The organism is Rahnella laticis (assembly GCF_015644585.1).
GTDB lineage: Bacteria > Pseudomonadota > Gammaproteobacteria > Enterobacterales > Enterobacteriaceae > Rahnella > Rahnella laticis.
In genome coordinates this window covers 293,494-314,611 of sequence record NZ_JADOBI010000004.1, presented here as the reverse complement: position 1 = coordinate 314,611, position 21,118 = coordinate 293,494, and the positions used below count along the sequence as shown (strand labels likewise).

The window sequence follows — 21,118 nt, the reverse complement described above, 5'->3', positions numbered from 1 at the left end:
TCTTATTTACCTCCCATGTTGCCCGGCAGGCGGACTTTACGTTCTACAAAATGCATCAGGAGCATGATGACGGCATTGATAAGGACGTAGGCAACGGTAATCGCAGTAAATGATTCATACGCATGAGCGGAGTAATCAAGCAACTTGCCGGCTTGTGCCGCCATATCGACCAGACCGATGGTGGACGCGATAGCCGAGTTTTTCACCAGGTTAACCATTTCGGATGTCATCGGTGGCACGATCACGCGGTACGCGTTTGGCAGCAAAACATAACGATAGGTCTGAGGCAGCGTCAGGCCCATTGCCAGACCGGCATTACGCTGGCCGCTTGGCAGTGACTGAATGGCCGCACGCACCTGCTCGCACACGCGGGCAGCGGTGAACAGCCCGAGACAGATTACTGACGAGGAGAAGAATTGCACATTCGGTGCCAGCTCTGATTTAAACCACATACCGATATTTTCGGGCAGCAGTTCAGGCACAACCAGATACCAGATAAAGAATTGCACAATGAGTGGCACGTTACGGAAGAGTTCAACGTAACAGGTGCCGATACCGGAAAGGATCCGATTGGGAACGGTACGCAGTATCCCGAAAAGTGAACCGACGAAGAACGCGATAATCCAGGCGCAAATCGACAGCGCGACGGTGACCTGAAATCCATTCCAAATCCAGCCCAGGTAGGTGGTATTCCCAAAGGGGGCTTGTTGCAAAAATATGCCCCAGTTCCAATCTATTGACATAAAAACTCCGTAAACCGGGTAATGAACTACCCATCTGAGTGATGACGTGATCCGCGTGAAAAATGATTGGGAGGATATGCGGGGTGGGGAACGACCACCCCGCATCCGGTCTGCATCATCACAGGCTGGTGGTCCAGCCTTATTCTTTAATTACACTTCTCTTGGTTATACCCGTCTGTCTGGTATTTTTTACAGTGCTTTATCGTTTGGTGCTTTGAACAGGGCTTTCATGTCGTCAGACAGTTCAAAGTTCATGTTCAGATTCTTCGGAGGAATCGGTTTTTTGAACCAGGTTTCAAACCACTTAGTCGCTTCACCGGAAGTCTGTGCTTTCACGATGGTGTCATCGACCAGTTTTTTGAAGTCGGCATCATCTTTACGCATCATGCAGCCATACGCTTCTTTGGACTGCGGAGTCCCGATGATTTCCCAGTTGTCTGGTTTTTTGGCTTTCGCACGTTCACCGGCTAACAGGGCGTCATCCATCATGAAGGCAACGGCACGACCGGTTTCCAGAGTACGGAACGAGTCACCGTGGTCTTTGGCGCTGATGATGCGCAGATCCAGTTTTTTCTCTTCGTTAAGCTTATTTAGCAGCACTTCAGAGGTTGTCCCGGAAGTCACCACAACGGTTTTGCCTTTCAGATCAGCGAAGTCTTTAATCTCAGAGCCTTTCTTCACTAACAGACGGGTGCCGATAACGAAGATAGTGTCGGAGAAAGCGGCTTGCTGCTGGCGCTCGAGGTTGTTGGTGGTAGAACCACACTCAAAATCATAGGTGCCGTTTTGCAGCAACGGAATACGGTTCTGCGAGGTGATTGGCATCATTTTGACCTGCAGGTTTGGCAGGTTCAGTTTTTTCTTAACCGCGTCAACAATGGCGTCGGAATAGTCCTGTGAATAACCTACGACTTTCTGTTCGTTATTGTAGTAAGAGAATGGCACTGAGGATTCGCGGTGACCTACCACGATAACGCCATTGTCTTTGATTTTTTTCAGGGTGCCGGTCAGTTCTTCTGCGTGAGCAAAGCTGCTTACGGCAACGCTTGCCAACACTACGGATAACGCCAATTTGCGCAATTGCATGTCCAACTCCTTGCTGTCATTAGGGATCCAAATCACGGATCAGAAAGTGCTAATGCCTCGTCATATGAAGCTAGAAAATAACTGAATGTGAATTTTATGAAACCACATTGTTTCTTTTTTGAGACGAGACACGCACCAATTGAAAGCAATTAACGGGCTATGCACTTAGAAAGTGCATGAGGAATAGCCTTTTTGTTCCAAAATGATGCACGACGTCATAAAAAGTAACTAATCAGATATCTTTCAATTAGATGTAGCAAGAGTCATGCCAGAAAGCCTGATTTAACTTCATTACCGGTCAGATAATCAGCGCTTAATGCCGGGTTTATCACAAACGACAGCAGGTAAAAGGGGAAGATTGCGGGGGTTAAAAAGAAGATGCGACAAAACAGTTCAGGCGCCCGAAGACGCCTGATTTAAAGAGAAAATAAGAAAACTCAATTTTTGCGACGGCCCAGCCACAGTGCCGCGACGGCCATGATGAGGGTTACTATCCACACCGGCCACCAGCCAACGCGAGCATACGGCGTCATACCGGTTGTCGGCGTGACCTTCACGTTCAGCACCTGACGGGTAAACTGCGGAATTTGGGCGGTCACATCGCCCTGAGCATTCACTACGGCAGTAATACCGTTGTTGGTGCTGCGCAGCAACGGGCGGCCTAATTCCAGCGAACGCATACGCGCCATCTGGAAATGCTGCCACGGGCCAATCGAATGTCCGAACCAGGCATCGTTGGAAATGGTCAGCAGGAAGTTGGTGTCCGGGCGCAGGTTGTCGCGCACCTGTTCGCCAAATACCACTTCATAGCAAATGGCGGTGGTCAGATTGAGCCCGCTGACAAACAACGGCTTCTGCACATAATCCCCGCTGGTCAGGCCCGACATTGGCAAATCGAAGAACGGCGCGAGAGGGCGCAGCAGCGTTTCCAGAGGAACAAATTCACCAAAGGGCACCAGATGGTGTTTGTTGAAACGGTTGTCGTCCGGGTAGCGATAAGTTTGTTCACCGCCCAGCACGATGGCGCTGTTGTACACCTTCATGCCTTCTTCATTGCGGCGTGCGTCGATAATCCCGGTGACCAGCTGAGTCCCGTGAGAACGGTAAATATTATCCACCATGCTCAGGAAGCCCTGCTGATCGGACTCAATATCGGAAATTGCGGATTCCGGCCAGATGATCATGCTGGATTTGCCAAGATAAGGGCGGCTGAGATCCAGATACGTTTGCAGTGCGCTTTCCAGCGCCTTCGGATCCCATTTCATGGACTGCGGAATGTTGCCCTGAACCAGTGCAACATCCACAGCTTTCTCTGGCTGTTCCTGATACCAGTGGATATAGCGCAGCGGCCATGGCAGCAACAACATTGCCAGCGCAATAATCCCCGGGGCTTTCCGGCGCTGGTAAATGGCATACACCAGCAGACCGCTCAGTGAAGTCAGTAACAGCGTAATGCCGTTCACACCGGTGATTGGCGCAAGGCCTTTCAGGGGGCCATTGATCTGGCTGTAACCGAATTCAAGCCACGGGAAGCCGGTCAGTACCCAACCGCGTAGGAATTCAGTAATTTGCCACAGTGCAGGCGCGGCAATTGCCAGTTTCCACCAGGTGGTTTTTGGCCAGAGTTTGCTGAAAATACCGGCAAACAGCATGGTGTACAGCGACAAATAAGCCGCCAGCAAAATCACCAGGAACAGGTTGATGGCTTCCGGCATGCCGCCAAAGGTGGCGATACTGACGTAAACCCAGTTGACGCCTGTTCCAAACAGGCCAAATCCCCAGCAGAAACCTATCCACGCGGATTGCGCCGGACGGCGATCCAGCGTTAATGCCAGCAGACCGCAGAGTGAGACGATTGCGGCAGGCCAGAAATCATAGGGGGAAAAAGCGAGGGTGCCACAGGCACCGAATAAGAGCGCCAGCAGGGCGCGAACCCGCTGGCGTTGATATAAAGAGGCAATTGCCATGGAGTAATTATTCTTCCAGTATCGGTTGCGGCGCGTCGTCCGGTATTTTTACGTGAACCTGAATAATACGGCGGCTGTCTGCCATCGCAACCTTGAACAGGTAACCGTCAATTTCAATGCTTTCGCCTCGTGCCGGTAAATGACCGAAGGACTGCATAACCAGACCACCAATCGTATCGACTTCGTCGTCACTGTAATGGGTCTGGAAGACCTCGTTAAAATCTTCAATCGGTGCCAGCGCCCGGACGGTGTAGGTATGGCGGCTAAGCTGGCGGATATCCAGATCTTCAGCTTCGTCATACTCATCGTCGATCTCGCCGACAATCAGTTCAAGAATATCTTCGATAGTGACCAGGCCGGATACGCCGCCGAATTCATCGACAACAATCGCCATATGGTAACGCTGGGAGCGAAACTCCTTCAGCATGCGGTCAACACGTTTGCTTTCGGGAACCACCACGGCGGTTCTCAGCACTTTATCAATGCTGAATGGCTCGGACTCTGTGCGCATAAACGGCAGCAGGTCTTTGGCCATCAGGATGCCTTCAATGTGATCCTTATCTTCGCTGATCACCGGGAAGCGGGAGTGTGCGGATTCGATGATGACATCGAGGCACTCTTCCAGCGGCTGATTGCGTTTGAGCGTGATCATTTGAGAACGTGGGATCATGATGTCCCGGACGCGCTGCTCGGCGATATCCATCACGCCTTCCAGCATGTCACGGGTATCGGGGTCGATCAGATCGTTTTGTTCTGAGTCACGGATCAGCTCAACCAAATCGCCACGGTTTTTAGGTTCACCGTGAAAGAGCTGGTTAAGGATAAGGGAAAAGAAGCCCTTCTTGGGACTGGGGCTGTCACTATTTTGTGAATGGTCATCGCTCATGGCGTTTGGTTTAGTTTTCTCGTGTTGGTGGTCATTATGATCAACTCTTAGCCTGAAACGCCTGCGGGAGAGTGATCTCCGTAGCAGGCGTTGTATGAATCCGGGCTATTTTCAGTTGTCTTCTTTTTCTGAAATATAGGGATCAGGATAACCCAGTCCCAGCATGATTTCAGTTTCAATCGCTTCCATCTCTTCGGCTTCTTCATCAACGATATGGTCATAACCCAGCAAATGCAAACTGCCGTGGATAACCATATGCGCCCAGTGAGCCCAAAGTTCTTTTTCCTGCTCTTTGGCTTCCTTCTCAACAACCTGACGACAAATAATCAGGTCGCCGAGCAGCGGCATTTCCATGCCCGGAGGAGCTTCGAACGGGAAGGATAACACGTTGGTCGGTTTATCCATGCCACGATAAGTCATGTTTAATTCATGGCTTTCCGGGATGTCGACCAGGCGGATGGTCACTTCCGACTCTTCCTGAAACTGAGGAAGCACAGCTTCCAGCCAGGTCTGGAAGTCATTTTCTGACGGTAAACCTGCGTTTTCTTCGCAAGCGATTTGTAGATCGAGGATTACCGTGTTCATTGACTAACCTGCTGGGATGCGTTGTTTTGATGTTCATGTTTACGCTCTGCGGCAATCGCATCGCGACGTTTTTGGTCTTCTTCTTCCCACGCTTCGTAAGCTACAACAATTCGTGCGACAACAGGATGACGGACGACGTCCTCACTGTGGAAGAAGTTAAAGCTCAGTTCTTCAACCGAAGACAATACTTCAATGGCGTGGCGCAGGCCTGATTTCTGATGACGCGGCAAGTCGATTTGTGTGACGTCACCGGTGATAACCGCTTTCGAGTTAAAACCAATACGGGTCAGGAACATCTTCATTTGTTCGATGGAGGTATTCTGGCTTTCATCGAGAATAATGAAGGCGTCATTAAGCGTACGCCCACGCATATACGCCAGCGGAGCCACTTCAATTACGTTGCGCTCAATCAGTTTTTCAACTTTCTCAAAGCCGAGCATTTCGAACAGCGCGTCATACAGCGGACGCAGATACGGGTCCACCTTCTGACTGAGATCGCCCGGCAGGAAGCCCAGCTTTTCACCGGCTTCAACGGCAGGGCGCGTCAGCAGAATACGGCGCACTTCCTGACGTTCCAGCGCATCAACGGCAGCGGCAACGGCCAGATAAGTTTTACCCGTACCGGCAGGCCCGATACCAAACGTAACGTCGTGATCCAAAATATTAGCAACGTACTGCGCCTGATTCTTCGTACGCGGTTTGATCACGCCACGCTTGGTTTTAATGATGACCGCTTTGCCAAAATCAGGCACGCTTTCAGCCGTTTGCTCAAGCACGCGGCTTTCTTTAATCGCCAGATGGATTTTTTCAGGATCGATATCCTGAATCTCACCACGCAGCGGCGCAGTGTCTACGTATAAGTCGCGCAGAATATCAGCGGCTGCCGCAACCGGCAGGCTCTTTCCAACAAGTTTAAATGCGTTATCACGACGGTTGATTTCAACGCCCAACCGGCGTTCCAGTTGTTTGATATTGTCATCAAACGGCCCGCACAGGCTCAGCAGACGCTGATTGTCTTCGGGCTCCAGTAAAATCTCTTGTGTTACAACGTTCAAACTTATCCTTTGGGTCACTCTGGACCAGTTTACCCTGCATAATTCAGGGTACGTTCAGTGAGACATACGGCCGTAAACTGCTTTCAGCCGTCAACCATACCTGAGTTAATAATACATGCCCTTGGCAAAATATGCTGCGGCTTGCCGGCAGTTACATGAACCTGCATCCGGATATGCGGCCTTTCCTGGAAAATTAAACCCTTGAAGCCGGTGTTGCGTCTGAATTCTCAAAAGAAACAGGACGCCGGAGCGCCCTGTGGGGTTCTGTCATTCTTCGCTGCAATGATTCAGGGCTGATAGATCCCAACGCCCAGTTCATTTTCTTTGCGTGTGCGGGCAATAACAGATTGCGGTGATTCGTGCAGGCGCAGCGCCATTTGTTCTTCTGTGCGGATGACCACGCCACGCAGGGAGTTGGCGTAGACATCGACAATTTCGACATCCACGAATCTGCCAATCATGTCCGGCGTGCCTTCAAAATTGACCACACGGTTGCATTCTGTGCGTCCGGTCAGTTCCATAATGTCTTTACGGGATGTCCCTTCGACCAGAATGCGCTGAACGGTACCCAGCGTGGCGCGGCTAAACCGCATCACCTGCTGCGTGATCCGGTCCTGTAGCAGCGCCAGACGCTGTTTCTTCTCGTCCATGCTCACATCATCGACCATGTCGGCCGCGGGTGTTCCCGGGCGTGGTGAGTAGATGAAGCTGAAACTGACGTCGTAATTGACCTGCGCAATCAAATCCATAGTGCGTTCGAAATCATCTTTGGATTCGCCCGGGAAGCCGATGATGAAGTCAGAACTGAAATGGATATCCGGACGCGCAGCCCGCAATTTACGGATAGTCGATTTGTATTCCAGCACCGTGTGAGGGCGTTTCATCATGGTGAGAATGCGATCAGAACCGCTCTGAATAGGCAGATGCAGGAAGCTCACCACTTCAGGTGTGTCTTTATAGACCTCGATAATATCGTCAGTAAATTCTACCGGATGGCTGGTGGTAAAGCGGATGCGGTCAATACCGTCGATGGCCGCCACCAGACGCAGTAATTCTGCAAACGTGCAGATGCCGCCGTCAAAGGAATCGCCGCAGTAGGCGTTGACGTTTTGCCCCAGCAGGTTAACTTCACGCACGCCCTGAGCGGCAAGCTGAGCGACTTCGAACAGGACGTCATCACAAGGGCGGCTGACTTCTTCGCCGCGCGTGTAAGGCACCACGCAGAAACTGCAATATTTGTTGCAACCTTCCATGATGGAGACAAATGCGGTCGGGCCATCTGCGCGTGGTTCCGGCAGACGGTCAAATTTCTCAATTTCCGGAAAGCTGATATCCACGACCGGGCTTTTGGTGCCGCGAACATGGTTGACCATTTCTGGCAGGCGATGCAGGGTTTGCGGGCCAAAAACGATATCAACGCAGGGCGCACGCTTACGCAGCAATTCCCCTTCCTGAGATGCCACGCAGCCGCCGACGCCGATAATAATATCCGGGTTTTTCTTTTTTAATAATTTCCAGTGTCCCAGCAGGCTGAACACTTTCTCCTGGGCTTTTTCCCGGATTGAACAGGTATTCAGCAGCAGAATGTCTGCTTCTTCAGCGTTATCCGTCAGCTGGTAACCGTGGGTGCTATCAAGAAGATCGGCCATTTTGGATGAATCATATTCATTCATCTGGCAGCCCCAGGTTTTTATGTGCAGTTTTTTAGTCATCAGCGTGTCAGTACTCAATACGGGGAACGTTAGATCGGCAGTGCCGCAGTGCATAGCGTTGTTCAGGGGCGGTATTGTAAACCCTCACCTTAGCGCTGACCAGTGCGGGAAAGCAGCTTAGGCCCTGATGCTGACACAAAAATCCGGTACACTTCGCATAATGAACTGAAATAGAAAGCTGGAATAAAATGAATAATTCAGAGAAGTCATTTGATGCAGTGATTGTCGGTGGCGGGATGGTAGGCGCTGCAGCAGCGCTCGGACTGGCCCGTCAGGGGCTTCAGGTTGCACTGATCGAAAATGAAGAGCCGGCTGAATTTGACGCATCAGCGGCGGCAGACCTGAGAATTTCTGCGATTGGCTGCGCTTCGGTGCGGTTCTTGCAGAAATTAGAGGCGTGGCCTGCTGTTGAAAAAATGCGCTCGGTGCCGTATCGCCGCCTGGAAACCTGGGAAGTTGACGGTTCCGACGTAAAATTCGATGCGCAATCACTCGGATTACCGGAGCTGGGATTCATGATTGAAAACCGCGTGCTTCAGCTGGCGCTCTGGCAGCAGTTTAATGCTTTCTCCAATCTGACCCGTTTCTGCCCGGCGAAACTGCGCCATCTCCTGCAGCATGACGATAAAACCTGGTCACTTCAGCTGACAACCGGTGAACTGCTGCGTACAAAACTGGTCGTCGCGGCCGACGGGGCGAATTCTCTGGTACGCCAGCTGGCAGGCATCGGCGTTGATGGTTGGGAATATCGCCAGCACTGTATGCTGATTAACGTTGAAACCGAAACGCCGGATCAGGATGTCACCTGGCAGCAGTTTTTCCCTTCCGGCCCGCGTGCGTTCCTGCCGTTGTTTGGCAATCAGGCGTCGCTGGTGTGGTACGACAGCCCGCAGCGCATCCGTTATCTGAAAACGCTGAACATGAAACAGCTGACGGCGGAGATTATGCAGGCCTTCCCACCACGCCTTGGAAAAATCAATGCAATAGCAGCAGGCGCGTTCCCGCTGGTTCGCCGCCATGCGCAGCGTTATGTCCTGCCTGGGCTGGCGCTGGTGGGCGATGCGGCGCATACGATCAATCCGCTGGCCGGGCAGGGCGTGAATCTGGGTTATCGCGACGTAGAAGCATTGCTTTCGGTGCTGGAAAAAGCGCGTGATCACGATGAAGCGTGGAGCAGCGAGAGCGTGCTGATGCGTTATCAGCGTCAGCGTCGCCTGGATAATCTGCTGATGCAAAGCGGCATGGATTTGTTCTATACCGCGTTCAGTAACGATCTGGCACCCGTCAAAGCATTGAGAAATCTGGCACTGATGACGGCACAACGTGCAGGGGCACTGAAAACCAAAGCGCTGAAATATGCATTAGGAATTTAATTAAGTGAGAGAAGGGCTGGCCGGATGAATGTCGGCTTGCCTTTTTTTTGAGTCTGACTCAACCGACAGATAGCAAAAAGCCCGCACGAAGCGGGCTTTCTTAATGTGGCTGGGGTGCCAGGATTCGAACCTGGGTATGCTGGTATCAGAAACCAGAGCCTTACCGCTTGGCGACACCCCAATTTTAAAACTCACTACCTTTTGAGCAGTGTACTGCAAGTAAAATGGTGGCTACGACGGGATTTGAACCTGTGACCCCATCATTATGAGTGATGTGCTCTAACCAGCTGAGCTACGTAGCCAAATTCTACTGACTTACTTCAAAACTTCAAGCACTAATTTAACTAACTTAATAATAAATTTCAAGTGCTTACCAATTATACAGAAAGAAGTATGGCTGGGGTACCTGGATTCGAACCAGGGTATGCTGGTATCAAAAACCAGTGCCTTACCGCTTGGCGATACCCCAACAGTACAACTTCTTCAAATTGGTTTTTTCTCACATTCACACCAGAGATGCGAAGGGTAAGAAAATGGCTGGGGTACCAGGATTCGAACCTGGGAATGCTGGTATCAAAAACCAGTGCCTTACCGCTTGGCGATACCCCAACTGTGCTGCCGACTCGATGAAATGGTGCGGGAGGCGAGACTTGAACTCGCACACCTTGCGGCGCTAGAACCTAAATCTAGTGCGTCTACCAATTTCGCCACTCCCGCAAAAAAGATGGTGGCTACGACGGGATTCGAACCTGTGACCCCATCATTATGAGTGATGTGCTCTAACCAACTGAGCTACGTAGCCATCTTTTTTCGCGCTACCTTCATCGGCGTTGCGGGGCGCATTATGCGTATATGACCGTTTTGCGTCAACACCTTTTTTGGAGAAAAAGGCGTGAGAGCGTCCATTTGTCTGGCTTATAACCACTCTGGTGATTAATTGGGCAAAAGACATTATTTTTACTGGCTTTACCCATAAAAAAACGGGCCTGAAAAGGCCCGCTTGCTTCATGGAAAATAACCGGTAAAGGCTTATTTATACGCTGACTGGTGAACGCCAACCGCACGGCCAGAAGGGTCATCCATGTTTTTGAACGCTTCATCCCATTCGATGGCTTTCGCTGAAGAACAGGCTACTGACGGGCCGCCAGGAACACATTCAGCCGCGCTTGGAACCGGGAACAGTTCTTCGAAAATGGTGCGGTACAGATAGCCTTCTTTAGACGTCGGCGTGTTGTACGGGAAACGGAAATGCGCAGTTTCGAGCTGTTGATCGGTAATCTGCTGAGACGCGACTTCTTTTAACGTATCGATCCAGCTGTAACCCACGCCGTCAGAGAACTGTTCTTTCTGGCGCCATGCAACGCTGTGTGGCAGATAAGATTCAAAACATTCGCGCAGGATATGTTTTTCCATTTTGCCGTTGCCGCACATTTTGTCTTTCGGGTTGATGCGCATTGCGACGTCGAGGAATTTTTTATCCAGGAACGGTACGCGGGCTTCAACACCCCAGGCGGACATCGCTTTGTTGGCACGGGCACAGTCATACATGTGCAGGGCCAGCAATTTACGTACGGTTTCTTCGTGGAATTCTTTCGCGTTCGGCGCTTTATGGAAATACAGGTAACCGCCCAGGACTTCGTCGGCACCTTCGCCGGACAACACCATCTTGATGCCCATCGCTTTGATTTTACGGGACATCAGATACATCGGCGTTGACGCGCGAATGGTGGTCACGTCGTAAGTTTCGATGTGATAAATCACGTCACGGATAGCGTCCAGACCTTCCTGCACGGTGAAGTGAATTTCATGGTGCACGGTGCCTAAATGGTTTGCAACTTCCTGGGCAGCGCGCAGATCCGGAGAACCTTCCAGACCGACCGCGAAGGAGTGCAGCTGTGGCCACCAGGCTTCGCTCTGATCTTTATCTTCAATGCGGCGACCGGCAAATTTCTTGGTAATGGCTGAAATCACGGAAGAATCCAGACCACCGGACAGCAGCACGCCGTAAGGCACGTCAGACATCAGATGGCTTTTCACGGATTCTTCCAGCGCATCTTTCAGTGCCGCAGCATCAGTGACGTTATCTTTGACGTTTTCGAAATCGAACCAGTCACGCTGGTAATATTCACGGATTTCGCCTTCCTGGCTCCACAAATAGCTGCCCGCCGGGAATTCTTTGATGGTGCGGCAAACCGGCACCAGCGCTTTCATTTCAGACGCCACGTACATGTTGCCGTGTTCGTCATAACCCATGTAAAGCGGGATGATGCCCAGATGGTCGCGGCCAATCAGGTACGCGTCTTTTTCTGTGTCATACAGAATGAAGGCGAACATACCTTGCAGTTCGTCGAGGAACGCCGGGCCTTTTTCCTGATACAGCGCCAGAATGACTTCACAGTCAGACGCGGTCTGGAACTCATACTTGTCGCCCAATTCAGCGCGCAGGGCCTGATGGTTGTAGATTTCGCCGTTTACAGCCAGAACGTGGGTATGTGCTGCGTTGTACAAAGGCTGTGCGCCGTTGTTCACGTCGACAATCGACAGACGTTCATGCGACAGAATCGCTTTGTCGCTGGCGAACACGCCGGACCAGTCTGGCCCGCGGTGACGCATCAGGCGCGAGAGTTCCAGCGCTTTTTTGCGCAGCTCGACGGAGTCAGTTTTGATATCGAGCACACCGAAAATTGAACACATATTTCTATCTCCCTAACGACGTTTCTCTGGCTGTCATTTTTATGTTTACGAATGAGGATCAACGTTGCCGTTCTTTCAGTTTTAGTCAGGCTTTGTTGCGTTGCTGACTATGAAAATGCGTCAAAACCCCTGTGTTGTGCAAGCGGTTTAACGCTCTTCTGATAAATAGTGTGTTGGTGAGGCTGGTTTGTTAGCGGATGTTCAGTTTAATGGCTTTTTCGTTGATGGATTATCAATTTAATGCCGAAAAATTGGTGGGAATTCAAAAAAACAAAAAAACGGATAAAAATCAGTCAGCAAGGTAAAAAAAAACGAGCCTGAATGCAGATTCAGACTCGTTTTCATCGGCTTACCCGACGCGGTCAGATGATATCGATATCCGCGACTGAAGGATAAATCCAGGTCGGGCGGAAAGGCATTCCTTCAATATCGTTCAGTGAAGAAACACCGCTCAGCACCAGGATCGTTTCCAGACCCGCCTGAAAACCGGCCAGAATGTCAGTTCGCAGGTTATCGCCAACGATGACCGTACCTTCTGAATGTGCCTGCATTTTATTCAGGGCAGAACGGATAATCCACGGGCTCGGTTTGCCGACATAAAACGGCTTACGTCCGGTGATTTTCTCAATCGGCGCGCACAATGCGCCGCAGGCAGGGACGAAACCGTGGCCATGATTGTCCGGGTTTGTCGCAATAAAACGCGCACCGTTCGCCACGAAATACGCTGCTTTATGGATCATGTCCCAGTTGTACGAACGCGTTTCGCCGACGATCACAAAATCAGGATTGATGTCTGTGATGGTAAAACCCGCTTTATACAGCTCGTGAATCAGAGCGCCTTCGCCAACGACGTAGGCTTTTTTGCCTTCCTGACGTTTCAGGAAATCAGCCGTCGCCATCGCGGACGTGAAGAACGCGCTTTCCGGCACTTCAAGACCGGCAGCGCTGAAGCGGTTTGCCAGATCCTGAGCGGTTTGGGAAGGGTAGTTGGTGAGAATGACCAGAGGCATTCCCTGTTCCTGAATTCGGGCCAGAAAGCGATCGGCGCCGGGTACAGCAGTGTTGTCGTGCAACAGCACGCCATCAATGTCACAGATTACATTCTTAATTGTCATGATTTCCAAACCCACATTTTCAGCCCCATTCTTGGCAGCCCATTACTATAGCACGCCTTAATTTTCCATCAGACGCTGCAACAGAACGCCATTCAGCATAGCCCGTTTGACCAGCGCAAACGCACCAATCGCGGACTGATGATTAAGCGCGGAAGTCACAACCGGTAGATTGCGGCGGAAATCTTTCAAAACCTGAGCATTAATGCAGTTTTGGATGGCCGGCAGCAGGACTTTATCCGCTTCGGTAATTTCACCGGCAATCACCACTTTTTGCGGATTAAACAGGTTAATCGCAATGGAAACGCCTTTGCCAAGCTGACGGCCCACATGCTCAATCACTTCAGTGGCCAGCGCATCATGGCGATTGGCGGCTTTGCAGATAGCGGAAATTGAGCAATCGTTCAGGCTGAGTTTGCTGGCGTAGCCCTGCGTGAGCAGATGACGTACACGGTTTTCGATAGCGGCATTCGCGGCGACCGTTTCCAGGCAGCCGAAGTTGCCGCAGTGGCACCGTTCGCCCAGCGGGTCGATCTGAATGTGGCCAATTTCACCCACGTTGCCGTTACTGCCTAGGAAAATCTGGCCGTTAACGATAATCCCTGCGCCGGTACCGCGGTGAAGACGAACCAAAATGGAGTCCTGACAGTCGCGGGTTGCCCCGAAATAGTGCTCGGCGAGGGCCAGACTGCGGATATCGTGGCCGACAAAGCTGGTGACTTTGAATCTGGCTTCCAGCGCATCGACTAATTTCCACGCACCGACGCTGATATGCGGCATGTAGCGGACGATGCCTTTATTCGGGTCGACCAGGCCGGGCAAGATCACGGAAATGGCAATCAGCTCACGAATTTTGCGCTGATTCAGCTCGATAAATTGCGAAATCGCCTCAAATAAGGCGTTCTCAAGCGTTTCCTGAGTGCGTTCTGGCAGTGAATAATGTTGTTCGGCCAGTGATTTTGCGCTGAGATCGTAGAGCGTGATGGTCGCGTCATGGCGGCCAAGTCGAACGGCGATGGTATGAAAAGGGCGGGTTTCAGTGATGATTGAAATAGCGCGGCGACCTCCGGTGGAAGCCTGCTGATCCACTTCTTTGATCAGCCCGCGCTCGAGTAACTGTCGGGTAATTTTGGTGACACTGGCGGGCGCTAACTGGCTCATGTCGGCGATTTGAATGCGCGAAATGGGCCCTTGTTGGTCAATCAGGCGGTAAACCGCCGCGCCGTTTAACTGCTTAACCAGATCAACGTTGCCGATTTGTGCCTGCTGTCCGCCAGTTGTCATCAATGCTGTTATCCGCTCAATTAAACTTCGTCACCATTAACGATAGTTTTTGTGATTTTAAAATCATGAGTGAACGCGGTGAGGTTGGCGACTTTGCCTGCTTCAATGCTGCCCAGCTGGCCGTCGAGGCCAATCGCGCGGGCCGGATAAAGCGATGCCATACGCAACGTTTCATCCAGTGCAATGCCGACATGTTCGACGCTGTTTTGAACTGCTTCGATCATGGTCAGCGCAGAGCCGCTCAGTGTTCCGTTTTCGTCCACACAGAGTCCGTCACGGTAGTATATTGTTTTACCGGCAAAAATGAACTCATCAATATTGGCACCCGCTGGCGCAGTGGCGTCGGTGACCAGCACCAGTTTCTCGCCTTTGAGCTTTTTCGCGTTGCGAATATTGGCGTAATCGACATGCAAACCGTCGGCAATCACACCGGTATACACTTCCGGTGTATCGAAGATTGCACCAATAAGGCCAGGCTGACGACCTGTAATCGCCGGCATTGCATTATAAAGGTGCGTTGCGAAGGTGATACCGGCCGCAAAACCGGCGCGGGCTTCGGCATACGTCGAATTGGAATGGCCTGCGGAAATCACAATTCCGGCAGCGCGCAGCTGGCGGATACAGCGGGCTTCAACCTGTTCCGGCGCAAGCGTCAGCTGCGTGATGACATCGGCGTTTTCACACAGAAAATCAATCATGGCGTCATCAGGCTTACGGATAAAGGCCGGATTGTGGGTGCCTTTTTTCAACGGGCTCAGATACGGGCCTTCAAGATGCAGACCCAGCGCCTGATTCGGATATTTTTCCAGATACGTGCGCATTACGCTGACGCCGTGCTTCATGTAGTCATCGCTACAGGTGATCAGCGTAGGTAAGAAACTGGTACAGCCGGATTTTTCGTTGGCTTTCTGCATGATTTCTAACGTTTCTACGGAAATCGCTTCCAGTGAATCGTTAAACTGCACGCCGCCACAACCATTAAGTTGAAGGTCGATAAATCCGGGGGCAAGAATGGCACCGTCCAGATCGCGGGTTTCCACATTGTCCGGCAGCTCGCTGACCGCGCAGACACGTTCGATTTTGCCATCGGCAATCACGACCGCATGGTTATCCAGAACGTCGTGGCCGGTATAGATCCGGCCGTTAATCAAAGCGTACATCATGCCCCCATTCCCCTTCATCCTTTGAGCCGCAGCCGCGTTGGCTGCCTTACTCGCACCGGTCACTTACTTGAGTAAGCTCCCGGTGACTCGCGCAGTTGCCGCCTTGCTGCAACTCAAATGATTTTGGGGATTCAGTTAGTTAAAGGTTTTTCATATTTTCCGCTTCTAACTCGCGGAAATATTTAACAGTTTTGACTTTCAGTTCCATGGTGGACGGCTCGTCACACACCATAACGGCTTTTGCATGCAATTGCAGGCAACTGATGGTCCACATGTGGTTAATGTTCCCTTCGACGGCCGCTTCCAGCGCTTGCGCCTTCGCGTGGCCGGTGACCAGAATCATCACTTCTTCTGCATCAAGCAGTGTGCCTACGCCAACGGTCAGGGCGTATTTTGGCACCTGAGAGACGTCATTGTCGAAGAAACGGGAGTTCGCGATGCGGGTTTCGTGTGTCAGGGTTTTGATACGGGTGCGTGAAGCCAGTGAAGATGCCGGTTCGTTGAAGGCAATGTGACCGTCGTTGCCCACGCCACCCATGAACAGGTGAATTTTACCGTAAGACTTAATTTTTGCTTCGTACTGACGGCATTCTTCGTTGACGTCTGGTGCATTACCATTCAGCAGATTGATGTTTTCGCGTGGAATATCAACGTGATCAAAGAAGTTTTTGTACATGAACGTATGATAGCTCTCAGGGTGTTCCTGCGGTAAGCCAACATATTCGTCCATATTGAAAGTAACCACGTTCTTAAAGCTAACCTGGCCTGCTTTATGCATGGCGATTAAATGTTTGTAAGCTTCGAGTGGTGTGCCACCGGTAGGTAAGCCCAAAATGAACGGGCGGTCGGCAGTGGGTTTGAAGGCGTTAATACGCTCAACGATATGACGTGCTGCCCATTTGCCAACTTCAGTGGTGGTGTTTAAAGGAATAAGTCTCATCACGTACCTCTTAGTTTCAGAATATTGAATATACTGTGTATATCCTTTGTCCTTGACGTTGCAGGGGTGTTGGCTGCTTTCGAATCTCTGCCTGGCTTAACGGAGTAAGCGCAACGGATTTTTCGATTGCCGCCTGCCTGTAACCCAGTGACTCCGGATAAGGAAGTCAAAGCTGTTTTGGTTCAGGGCGGTCATGTTAAGCGTAAACCACCGTGACGGTTTGTGGCTGGCACAATGCCGTCTAGATTTTTTTAATGATAAAATAAGTTTTGTGTGTTGACCAGCCTGATGGCATGTTATGACCTCTTTTTGGTGATAATTATCACAAAAATAGAGGTTTTAATTTGCGATACGAAATAATCTTTTTACACTCGCAAAGCAGTTGGTTAAATCGGAACGGTAAGTGAGTAAAGGTAGTAACCATACTAATTAAACTACTTAGGTGATTCGCCTGGCGGCGGATAGGGGGAAATGTGAATATTCTTGGATTCTTTCAGCGTTTAGGCAGAGCACTTCAGCTGCCGATAGCCGTGCTACCGGTCGCTGCGTTACTGCTGCGTTTCGGTCAGCCTGATCTTCTTAATATGCCGTTCATCGCGCAAGCCGGTGGCGGGATCTTCGATAACCTGGCCCTGATTTTTGCTATTGGTGTGGCATCAAGCTGGTCTAAAGACAACGCGGGTGCTGCGGCACTGGCGGGTGGTATTGGTTATTTCATTCTGACCAAAGCGATGATTACCATCAACCCGGCCGTCAATATGGGCGTTCTGGCAGGTATCATCACCGGTCTGGTCGGCGGTATGGTTTACAACCGCTGGTCTGATATCAAACTTCCTGATTTCCTTAGCTTCTTCGGTGGGAAACGTTTCGTTCCTATCGCAACAGGCTTCTTCTGTCTGATTCTGGCCGCGATCTTCGGTTACGTCTGGCCTCCGGTGCAGGATGCAATCCGCGCCGGTGGTGAGTGGATCGTAGGCGCAGGCGCATTCGGTGCGGGTATCTTCGGTTTCGTAAACCGTTTGCTGATCCCAACCGGTTTGCATCAGGTTCTGAATACCATCGCATGGTTCCAGATTGGTGACTTCACCAACGCAGCAGGTACAGTATTCCACGGCGACATCAACCGCTTCTACGCGGGTGACGGCACCGCAGGGATGTTCATGTCCGGCTTCTTCCCAATCATGATGTTTGGTCTGCCAGGCGCAGCATGCGCAATGTACTTCGCAGCACCGAAAGAACGTCGTCCACTGGTGGGCGGTATGCTGGTCTCCGTTGCGGTGACTGCATTCCTGACTGGTGTGACCGAGCCGTTAGAATTCCTGTTCATGTTCCTTGCTCCGCTGCTGTATTTAGTCCACGCCATCCTGACCGGGATCAGCCTGTACGTTGCAACTGCGCTGGGTATCCACGCTGGCTTCTCCTTCTCCGCGGGTGCGATTGACTACGCGTTGATGTACAACCTGCCGGCGGCAAGTAAAAACGTCTGGATGTTGCTGGTGATGGGCGTTGTGTTCTTCGTCATCTACTTCGTACTGTTCAGCGTAATTATCCGCATGTTCAACCTGAAAACGCCGGGCCGTGAAGACGACGCCGACCATATCGGTGAACCGGAAGCGAACAGCAATACTGAAGAAGGTCTGAATCAGCTGGCCGTGAGCTACATCAGCGCACTGGGCGGTTCTGATAACTTCAAAGGTATTGATGCCTGTATTACCCGCCTGCGTCTGAACGTGAAAGATGCCGGTACTGTTGATGATGCAGCCTGTAAACGTCTGGGTGCGTCCGGTATTGTTCGTCTGAACAAACAAAGCATTCAGGTTATCGTCGGTGCAAAAGCGGAATCTCTGGCTGATGCAATGAAGAAAGTGATGGCGCGTGGTCCGGTTGCGGCAGGCAGCGCAGCAGCACCTGTGGCGGTGAAAGCGGCTCCGCAGGCTGTTCCAAACAGCGTTAAAGCGGTCGTTGAAACGTTGGTGGCTCCGGTTACCGGTGACATCGTAGCGCTGGATCAGGTGCCAGACGAAGCCTTCGCCAGCAAAGCGGTAGGCGATGGTGTCGCGATTCGTCCGACGGATAAAACAGTCGTCGCTCCGGCTGCGGGTACCGTGGTGAAAATCTTCAACACCAACCATGCGTTCTGCCTGGAAACCACTTCCGGCGCTGAAATCGTGGTGCACATGGGCATCGACACCGTTGCACTCAACGGCCAGGGCTTTACCCGCCTGGTTGAAGAAGGCGCAACGGTCACTGCCGGTCAGCCTGTACTGGAACTGGATCTGGCTTATCTGAACGCTAACGCGCGCTCAATGATTAGCCCGGTTGTGGTCAGCAACATCGATGATTACACCGGTGTGATTTCACTGGCCAGCGGTTCAGTCGTAGCCGGTCAGACCAAACTGTTTGAGATTCAGGGTAAATAATTTCCTGACGCTGATTCAGTTGAGTTAAGTCTTAGCGGGAAGAGAGCAATCTCTTCCCGTTTTTTATTGTTTACGGACACGCGGTATGCAGATAACCACGATTTTATGCAAGTAACGGTTGTTTCCCGACGTGGCTTGTTGGAACATAACAGGTTATCTGTAGAGTCAATGTTGCGTAGAGGAATTGCACAATGAGTGAGGCTGAAGCCCGCCCAACAAATTTTATCCGTCAGATTATTGATGAAGATCTGGCGACCGGGAAACACAATACCGTTCATACCCGTTTCCCGCCCGAGCCTAATGGTTATCTGCATATCGGCCATGCGAAGTCTATCTGCCTGAACTTCGGTATTGCGCAAGACTATCAGGGGCAGTGCAACCTGCGTTTTGACGATACCAACCCGGCAAAAGAAGACATCGAATTCGTTGAGTCGATCAAACACGACGTCCAGTGGTTAGGTTTCGGCTGGAGCGGTGATATTCACTATTCTTCCGACTACTTCGATCAACTGCACGGCTACGCGCTGGAGCTGATCAACAAAGGTCTGGCTTACGTTGACGAACTGTCTCCGGATGAAATTCGCGAATACCGTGGCTCGCTGACGTCCCCGGGCAAAAACAGCCCGTACCGCGATCGCAGCGTAGAAGAAAACATCGCGCTGTTCGAAAAAATGCGCAACGGTGAATTCGCTGAAGGCGCCGCGTGTCTGCGTGCAAAAATCGATATGGCGTCGCCATTCTTCGTTATGCGCGATCCGGTTATCTACCGTATTAAGTTTGCGGAACACCATCAGACTGGCAAAAAATGGTGCATCTACCCGATGTATGATTTCACCCACTGCATTTCCGATGCGCTGGAAGGGATCACTCATTCGCTGTGTACGCTGGAATTCCAGGACAACCGTCGTCTGTACGACTGGGTTCTCGATAACATCACCATCCCTTGCCACCCGCGTCAGTACGAGTTCTCCCGTCTGAATCTCGAATATTCCATCATGTCCAAGCGTAAGCTGAACCTGCTGGTGACGGATAAAATCGTAGAAGGCTGGGACGACCCGCGTATGCCGACCGTTTCAGGCCTGCGTCGCCGTGGTTACACTGCCGCGTCAATCCGTGAATTCTGCCGTCGTATCGGCGTGACGAAACAGGACAACAACGTCGAAATGATGGCGCTGGAATCTTGTATTCGTGACGATCTGAACGAAAACGCACCGCGCGCCATGGCTGTCATCAATCCGGTTAAAGTGATCATTGAGAACTTTACCGGTGAAGATGTGCAAATGGTGAAAATGCCTAATCATCCGAGCAAACCGGAGATGGGTACGCGCGAAGTGCCGTTCACCCGTGAGATTTATATCGATCAGGCTGATTTCCGCGAAGAAGCGAACAAGCAATACAAGCGTCTGGTGCTGGGCAAAGAAGTTCGTCTGCGCAATGCGTATGTCATCAAAGCGGAACGCATTGATAAAGATGCCGAAGGTAATGTGACGACGATCTTCTGCTCATACGACATCGAAACGCTGAGCAAAGATCCTGCCGATGGCCGCAAGGTGAAAGGCGTGATCCATTGGGTTTCCGCTACTGAAGGCAAACCGGCGGAATTCCGTCTGTATGACCGTCTGTTCAGCGTGGCAAACCCGGGCCAGGCAGAAGACTTCCTGACCACGATCAACCCGGAATCCCTGGTGATCGCGCACGGTTTCGTTGAGCCTTCTCTGGTGGCTGCACAGGCTGAAATCAGCCTGCAGTTCGAACGTGAAGGTTACTTCTGTGCTGACAGCCGCTATTCCAGCGCTGAAAATCTGGTCTTCAACCGTACCGTTGGCCTGCGTGATACCTGGGAATCAAAACCTGTCGCGTAAGTCACCGATTAACGATTGCTAAACGCAGCTCCGGCTGCGTTTTTTTATGTCAGAAATTCACGGAATTTTCTTTTTCATCGCGAATTAATGCATTTTTCATGTTTGCTTTTTAGGCCCTTCCTTTCCGAATATCAGAGTGCTGAAACGTTTAAATCAATACGATTTTTACTTAATTATCTGTTTTAGTTATCGATTGTCAGAGTCCACTGATTTAGTCCTTCGCATTCCTCGTTTGT

The 21,118-nt window shown here is 51.2% G+C and carries 15 protein-coding genes and 6 tRNA genes; 3 read left to right on the top strand and 18 right to left on the bottom strand.

Translation table 11 applies throughout. The features are described from left to right. Nucleotides 1–2 precede the first annotated feature (2 nt). The 7 genes from IV433_RS10950 to miaB all read right to left on the bottom strand — a co-directional run bounded on the left by IV433_RS10950 (nt 3) and on the right by miaB (nt 8,034). Nucleotides 3–743, bottom strand: coding sequence for an amino acid ABC transporter permease (locus tag IV433_RS10950; protein WP_195814209.1), 741 nt, complete (start codon nt 741–743; stop codon nt 3–5). A gap of 189 nt (nt 744–932) precedes the next feature. After that, nucleotides 933–1,829 (bottom strand): amino acid ABC transporter substrate-binding protein, encoded by an 897-nt coding sequence (locus IV433_RS10945; protein ID WP_165059420.1) that lies wholly within the window; start codon nt 1,827–1,829, stop codon nt 933–935. A gap of 437 nt (nt 1,830–2,266) precedes the next feature. Then, a complete protein-coding gene (lnt, locus tag IV433_RS10940) occupies nt 2,267–3,796 on the bottom strand; it encodes an apolipoprotein N-acyltransferase (protein ID WP_195814208.1) in 1,530 nt (509 codons plus the stop codon). A 7-nt stretch (nt 3,797–3,803) separates the two neighbouring features. Continuing rightward, the gene (gene corC / locus IV433_RS10935) at nt 3,804–4,682 is read right to left on the bottom strand and encodes a CNNM family magnesium/cobalt transport protein CorC (protein WP_101075684.1); all 879 of its coding nucleotides are present in this window, start codon (nt 4,680–4,682) and stop codon (nt 3,804–3,806) included. 111 nt (nt 4,683–4,793) lie between these two features. Continuing rightward, entirely contained in the window at nt 4,794–5,267 is a 474-nt protein-coding gene (gene ybeY, locus IV433_RS10930; RefSeq protein ID WP_195814207.1) for an rRNA maturation RNase YbeY, read from the bottom strand. Further along, nucleotides 5,264–6,340, bottom strand: a complete 1,077-nt coding sequence (locus tag IV433_RS10925; RefSeq protein ID WP_195814206.1) for a PhoH family protein — start codon at nt 6,338–6,340, stop codon at nt 5,264–5,266. Before IV433_RS10925 ends, ybeY begins: the two co-directional genes overlap by 4 nt. A 269-nt stretch (nt 6,341–6,609) precedes the next feature. Beyond that, entirely contained in the window at nt 6,610–8,034 is a 1,425-nt protein-coding gene (gene miaB, locus IV433_RS10920) for a tRNA (N6-isopentenyl adenosine(37)-C2)-methylthiotransferase MiaB (RefSeq protein WP_195814205.1), read from the bottom strand. Nucleotides 8,035–8,222: 188 nt separating this feature from the next. Here miaB and ubiF point away from each other — a divergent pair, with 188 nt between their 5' ends. Next, the gene (gene ubiF, locus IV433_RS10915; protein WP_195814204.1) at nt 8,223–9,407 is read left to right on the top strand and encodes a 3-demethoxyubiquinol 3-hydroxylase; all 1,185 of its coding nucleotides are present in this window, start codon (nt 8,223–8,225) and stop codon (nt 9,405–9,407) included. 106 nt (nt 9,408–9,513) lie between these two features. On the opposite strand, the gene IV433_RS10910 is transcribed toward ubiF, so the two are convergent. The 11 genes from IV433_RS10910 to nagB all read right to left on the bottom strand — a co-directional run bounded on the left by IV433_RS10910 (nt 9,514) and on the right by nagB (nt 16,600). Beyond that, nucleotides 9,514–9,588 (bottom strand) — tRNA-Gln (locus tag IV433_RS10910). A gap of 44 nt (nt 9,589–9,632) precedes the next feature. Further along, nucleotides 9,633–9,709: transfer RNA gene (locus IV433_RS10905), tRNA-Met, on the bottom strand. Between the two features lie 92 nt (nt 9,710–9,801). Continuing rightward, nucleotides 9,802–9,876, bottom strand: a tRNA-Gln gene (locus tag IV433_RS10900). Between the two features lie 65 nt (nt 9,877–9,941). Next, nucleotides 9,942–10,016 (bottom strand) — tRNA-Gln (locus IV433_RS10895). A gap of 23 nt (nt 10,017–10,039) precedes the next feature. Next, nucleotides 10,040–10,124: transfer RNA gene (locus IV433_RS10890), tRNA-Leu, on the bottom strand. Nucleotides 10,125–10,132: 8 nt separating this feature from the next. Further along, nucleotides 10,133–10,209: transfer RNA gene (locus IV433_RS10885), tRNA-Met, on the bottom strand. Between the two features lie 227 nt (nt 10,210–10,436). Further along, nucleotides 10,437–12,101 carry an asparagine synthase B gene (gene asnB, locus IV433_RS10880; RefSeq protein WP_120506273.1) on the bottom strand — a complete coding sequence of 555 codons (1,665 nt, stop codon included), beginning with the start codon at nt 12,099–12,101 and terminating at the stop codon, nt 10,437–10,439. Between the two features lie 362 nt (nt 12,102–12,463). Then, nucleotides 12,464–13,216 carry an HAD-IIA family hydrolase gene (locus IV433_RS10875; RefSeq protein ID WP_101075809.1) on the bottom strand — a complete coding sequence of 251 codons (753 nt, stop codon included), beginning with the start codon at nt 13,214–13,216 and terminating at the stop codon, nt 12,464–12,466. Between the two features lie 57 nt (nt 13,217–13,273). Further along, a complete protein-coding gene (nagC, locus tag IV433_RS10870) occupies nt 13,274–14,497 on the bottom strand; it encodes a DNA-binding transcriptional regulator NagC (protein WP_195814203.1) in 1,224 nt (407 codons plus the stop codon). Between the two features lie 20 nt (nt 14,498–14,517). Continuing rightward, complete coding sequence (gene nagA / locus IV433_RS10865; RefSeq protein ID WP_195814339.1) at nt 14,518–15,657, bottom strand: N-acetylglucosamine-6-phosphate deacetylase; 1,140 nt, start codon at nt 15,655–15,657, stop codon at nt 14,518–14,520. Between the two features lie 142 nt (nt 15,658–15,799). Continuing rightward, nucleotides 15,800–16,600, bottom strand: a complete 801-nt coding sequence (gene nagB, locus IV433_RS10860) for a glucosamine-6-phosphate deaminase (RefSeq protein ID WP_152326454.1) — start codon at nt 16,598–16,600, stop codon at nt 15,800–15,802. Nucleotides 16,601–17,073: 473 nt separating this feature from the next. Here nagB and nagE point away from each other — a divergent pair, with 473 nt between their 5' ends. Together nagE and glnS are read left to right on the top strand one after the other, a co-directional pair. After that, complete coding sequence (gene nagE / locus IV433_RS10855) at nt 17,074–19,020, top strand: PTS N-acetyl glucosamine transporter subunit IIABC (protein WP_195814202.1); 1,947 nt, start codon at nt 17,074–17,076, stop codon at nt 19,018–19,020. 191 nt (nt 19,021–19,211) lie between these two features. Next, on the top strand, nt 19,212–20,882 hold the full coding sequence (glnS, locus tag IV433_RS10850; protein WP_195814201.1) for a glutamine--tRNA ligase: 1,671 nt from the start codon (nt 19,212–19,214) through the stop codon (nt 20,880–20,882). The last annotated feature ends 236 nt before the right edge of the window (nt 20,883–21,118 follow it).

Bases quoted from the DNA above. Each gene is read 5' to 3' on its own strand.
- IV433_RS10950 (WP_195814209.1), bottom strand. From the start codon at position 743: ATGTCAATAGATTGGAACTGGGGCATATTTTTGCAACAAGCCCCCTTT.
- IV433_RS10945 (WP_165059420.1), bottom strand. From the start codon at position 1,829: ATGCAATTGCGCAAATTGGCGTTATCCGTAGTGTTGGCAAGCGTTGCC.
- lnt (WP_195814208.1), bottom strand. From the start codon at position 3,796: ATGGCAATTGCCTCTTTATATCAACGCCAGCGGGTTCGCGCCCTGCTG.
- corC (WP_101075684.1), bottom strand. From the start codon at position 4,682: ATGAGCGATGACCATTCACAAAATAGTGACAGCCCCAGTCCCAAGAAG.
- ybeY (WP_195814207.1), bottom strand. From the start codon at position 5,267: ATGAACACGGTAATCCTCGATCTACAAATCGCTTGCGAAGAAAACGCA.
- miaB (WP_195814205.1), bottom strand. From the start codon at position 8,034: ATGACTAAAAAACTGCACATAAAAACCTGGGGCTGCCAGATGAATGAA.
- ubiF (WP_195814204.1), top strand. From the start codon at position 8,223: ATGAATAATTCAGAGAAGTCATTTGATGCAGTGATTGTCGGTGGCGGG.
- asnB (WP_120506273.1), bottom strand. From the start codon at position 12,101: ATGTGTTCAATTTTCGGTGTGCTCGATATCAAAACTGACTCCGTCGAG.
- IV433_RS10875 (WP_101075809.1), bottom strand. From the start codon at position 13,216: ATGACAATTAAGAATGTAATCTGTGACATTGATGGCGTGCTGTTGCAC.
- nagC (WP_195814203.1), bottom strand. From the start codon at position 14,497: ATGACAACTGGCGGACAGCAGGCACAAATCGGCAACGTTGATCTGGTT.
- nagA (WP_195814339.1), bottom strand. From the start codon at position 15,657: ATGTACGCTTTGATTAACGGCCGGATCTATACCGGCCACGACGTTCTG.
- nagB (WP_152326454.1), bottom strand. From the start codon at position 16,600: ATGAGACTTATTCCTTTAAACACCACCACTGAAGTTGGCAAATGGGCA.
- glnS (WP_195814201.1), top strand. From the start codon at position 19,212: ATGAGTGAGGCTGAAGCCCGCCCAACAAATTTTATCCGTCAGATTATT.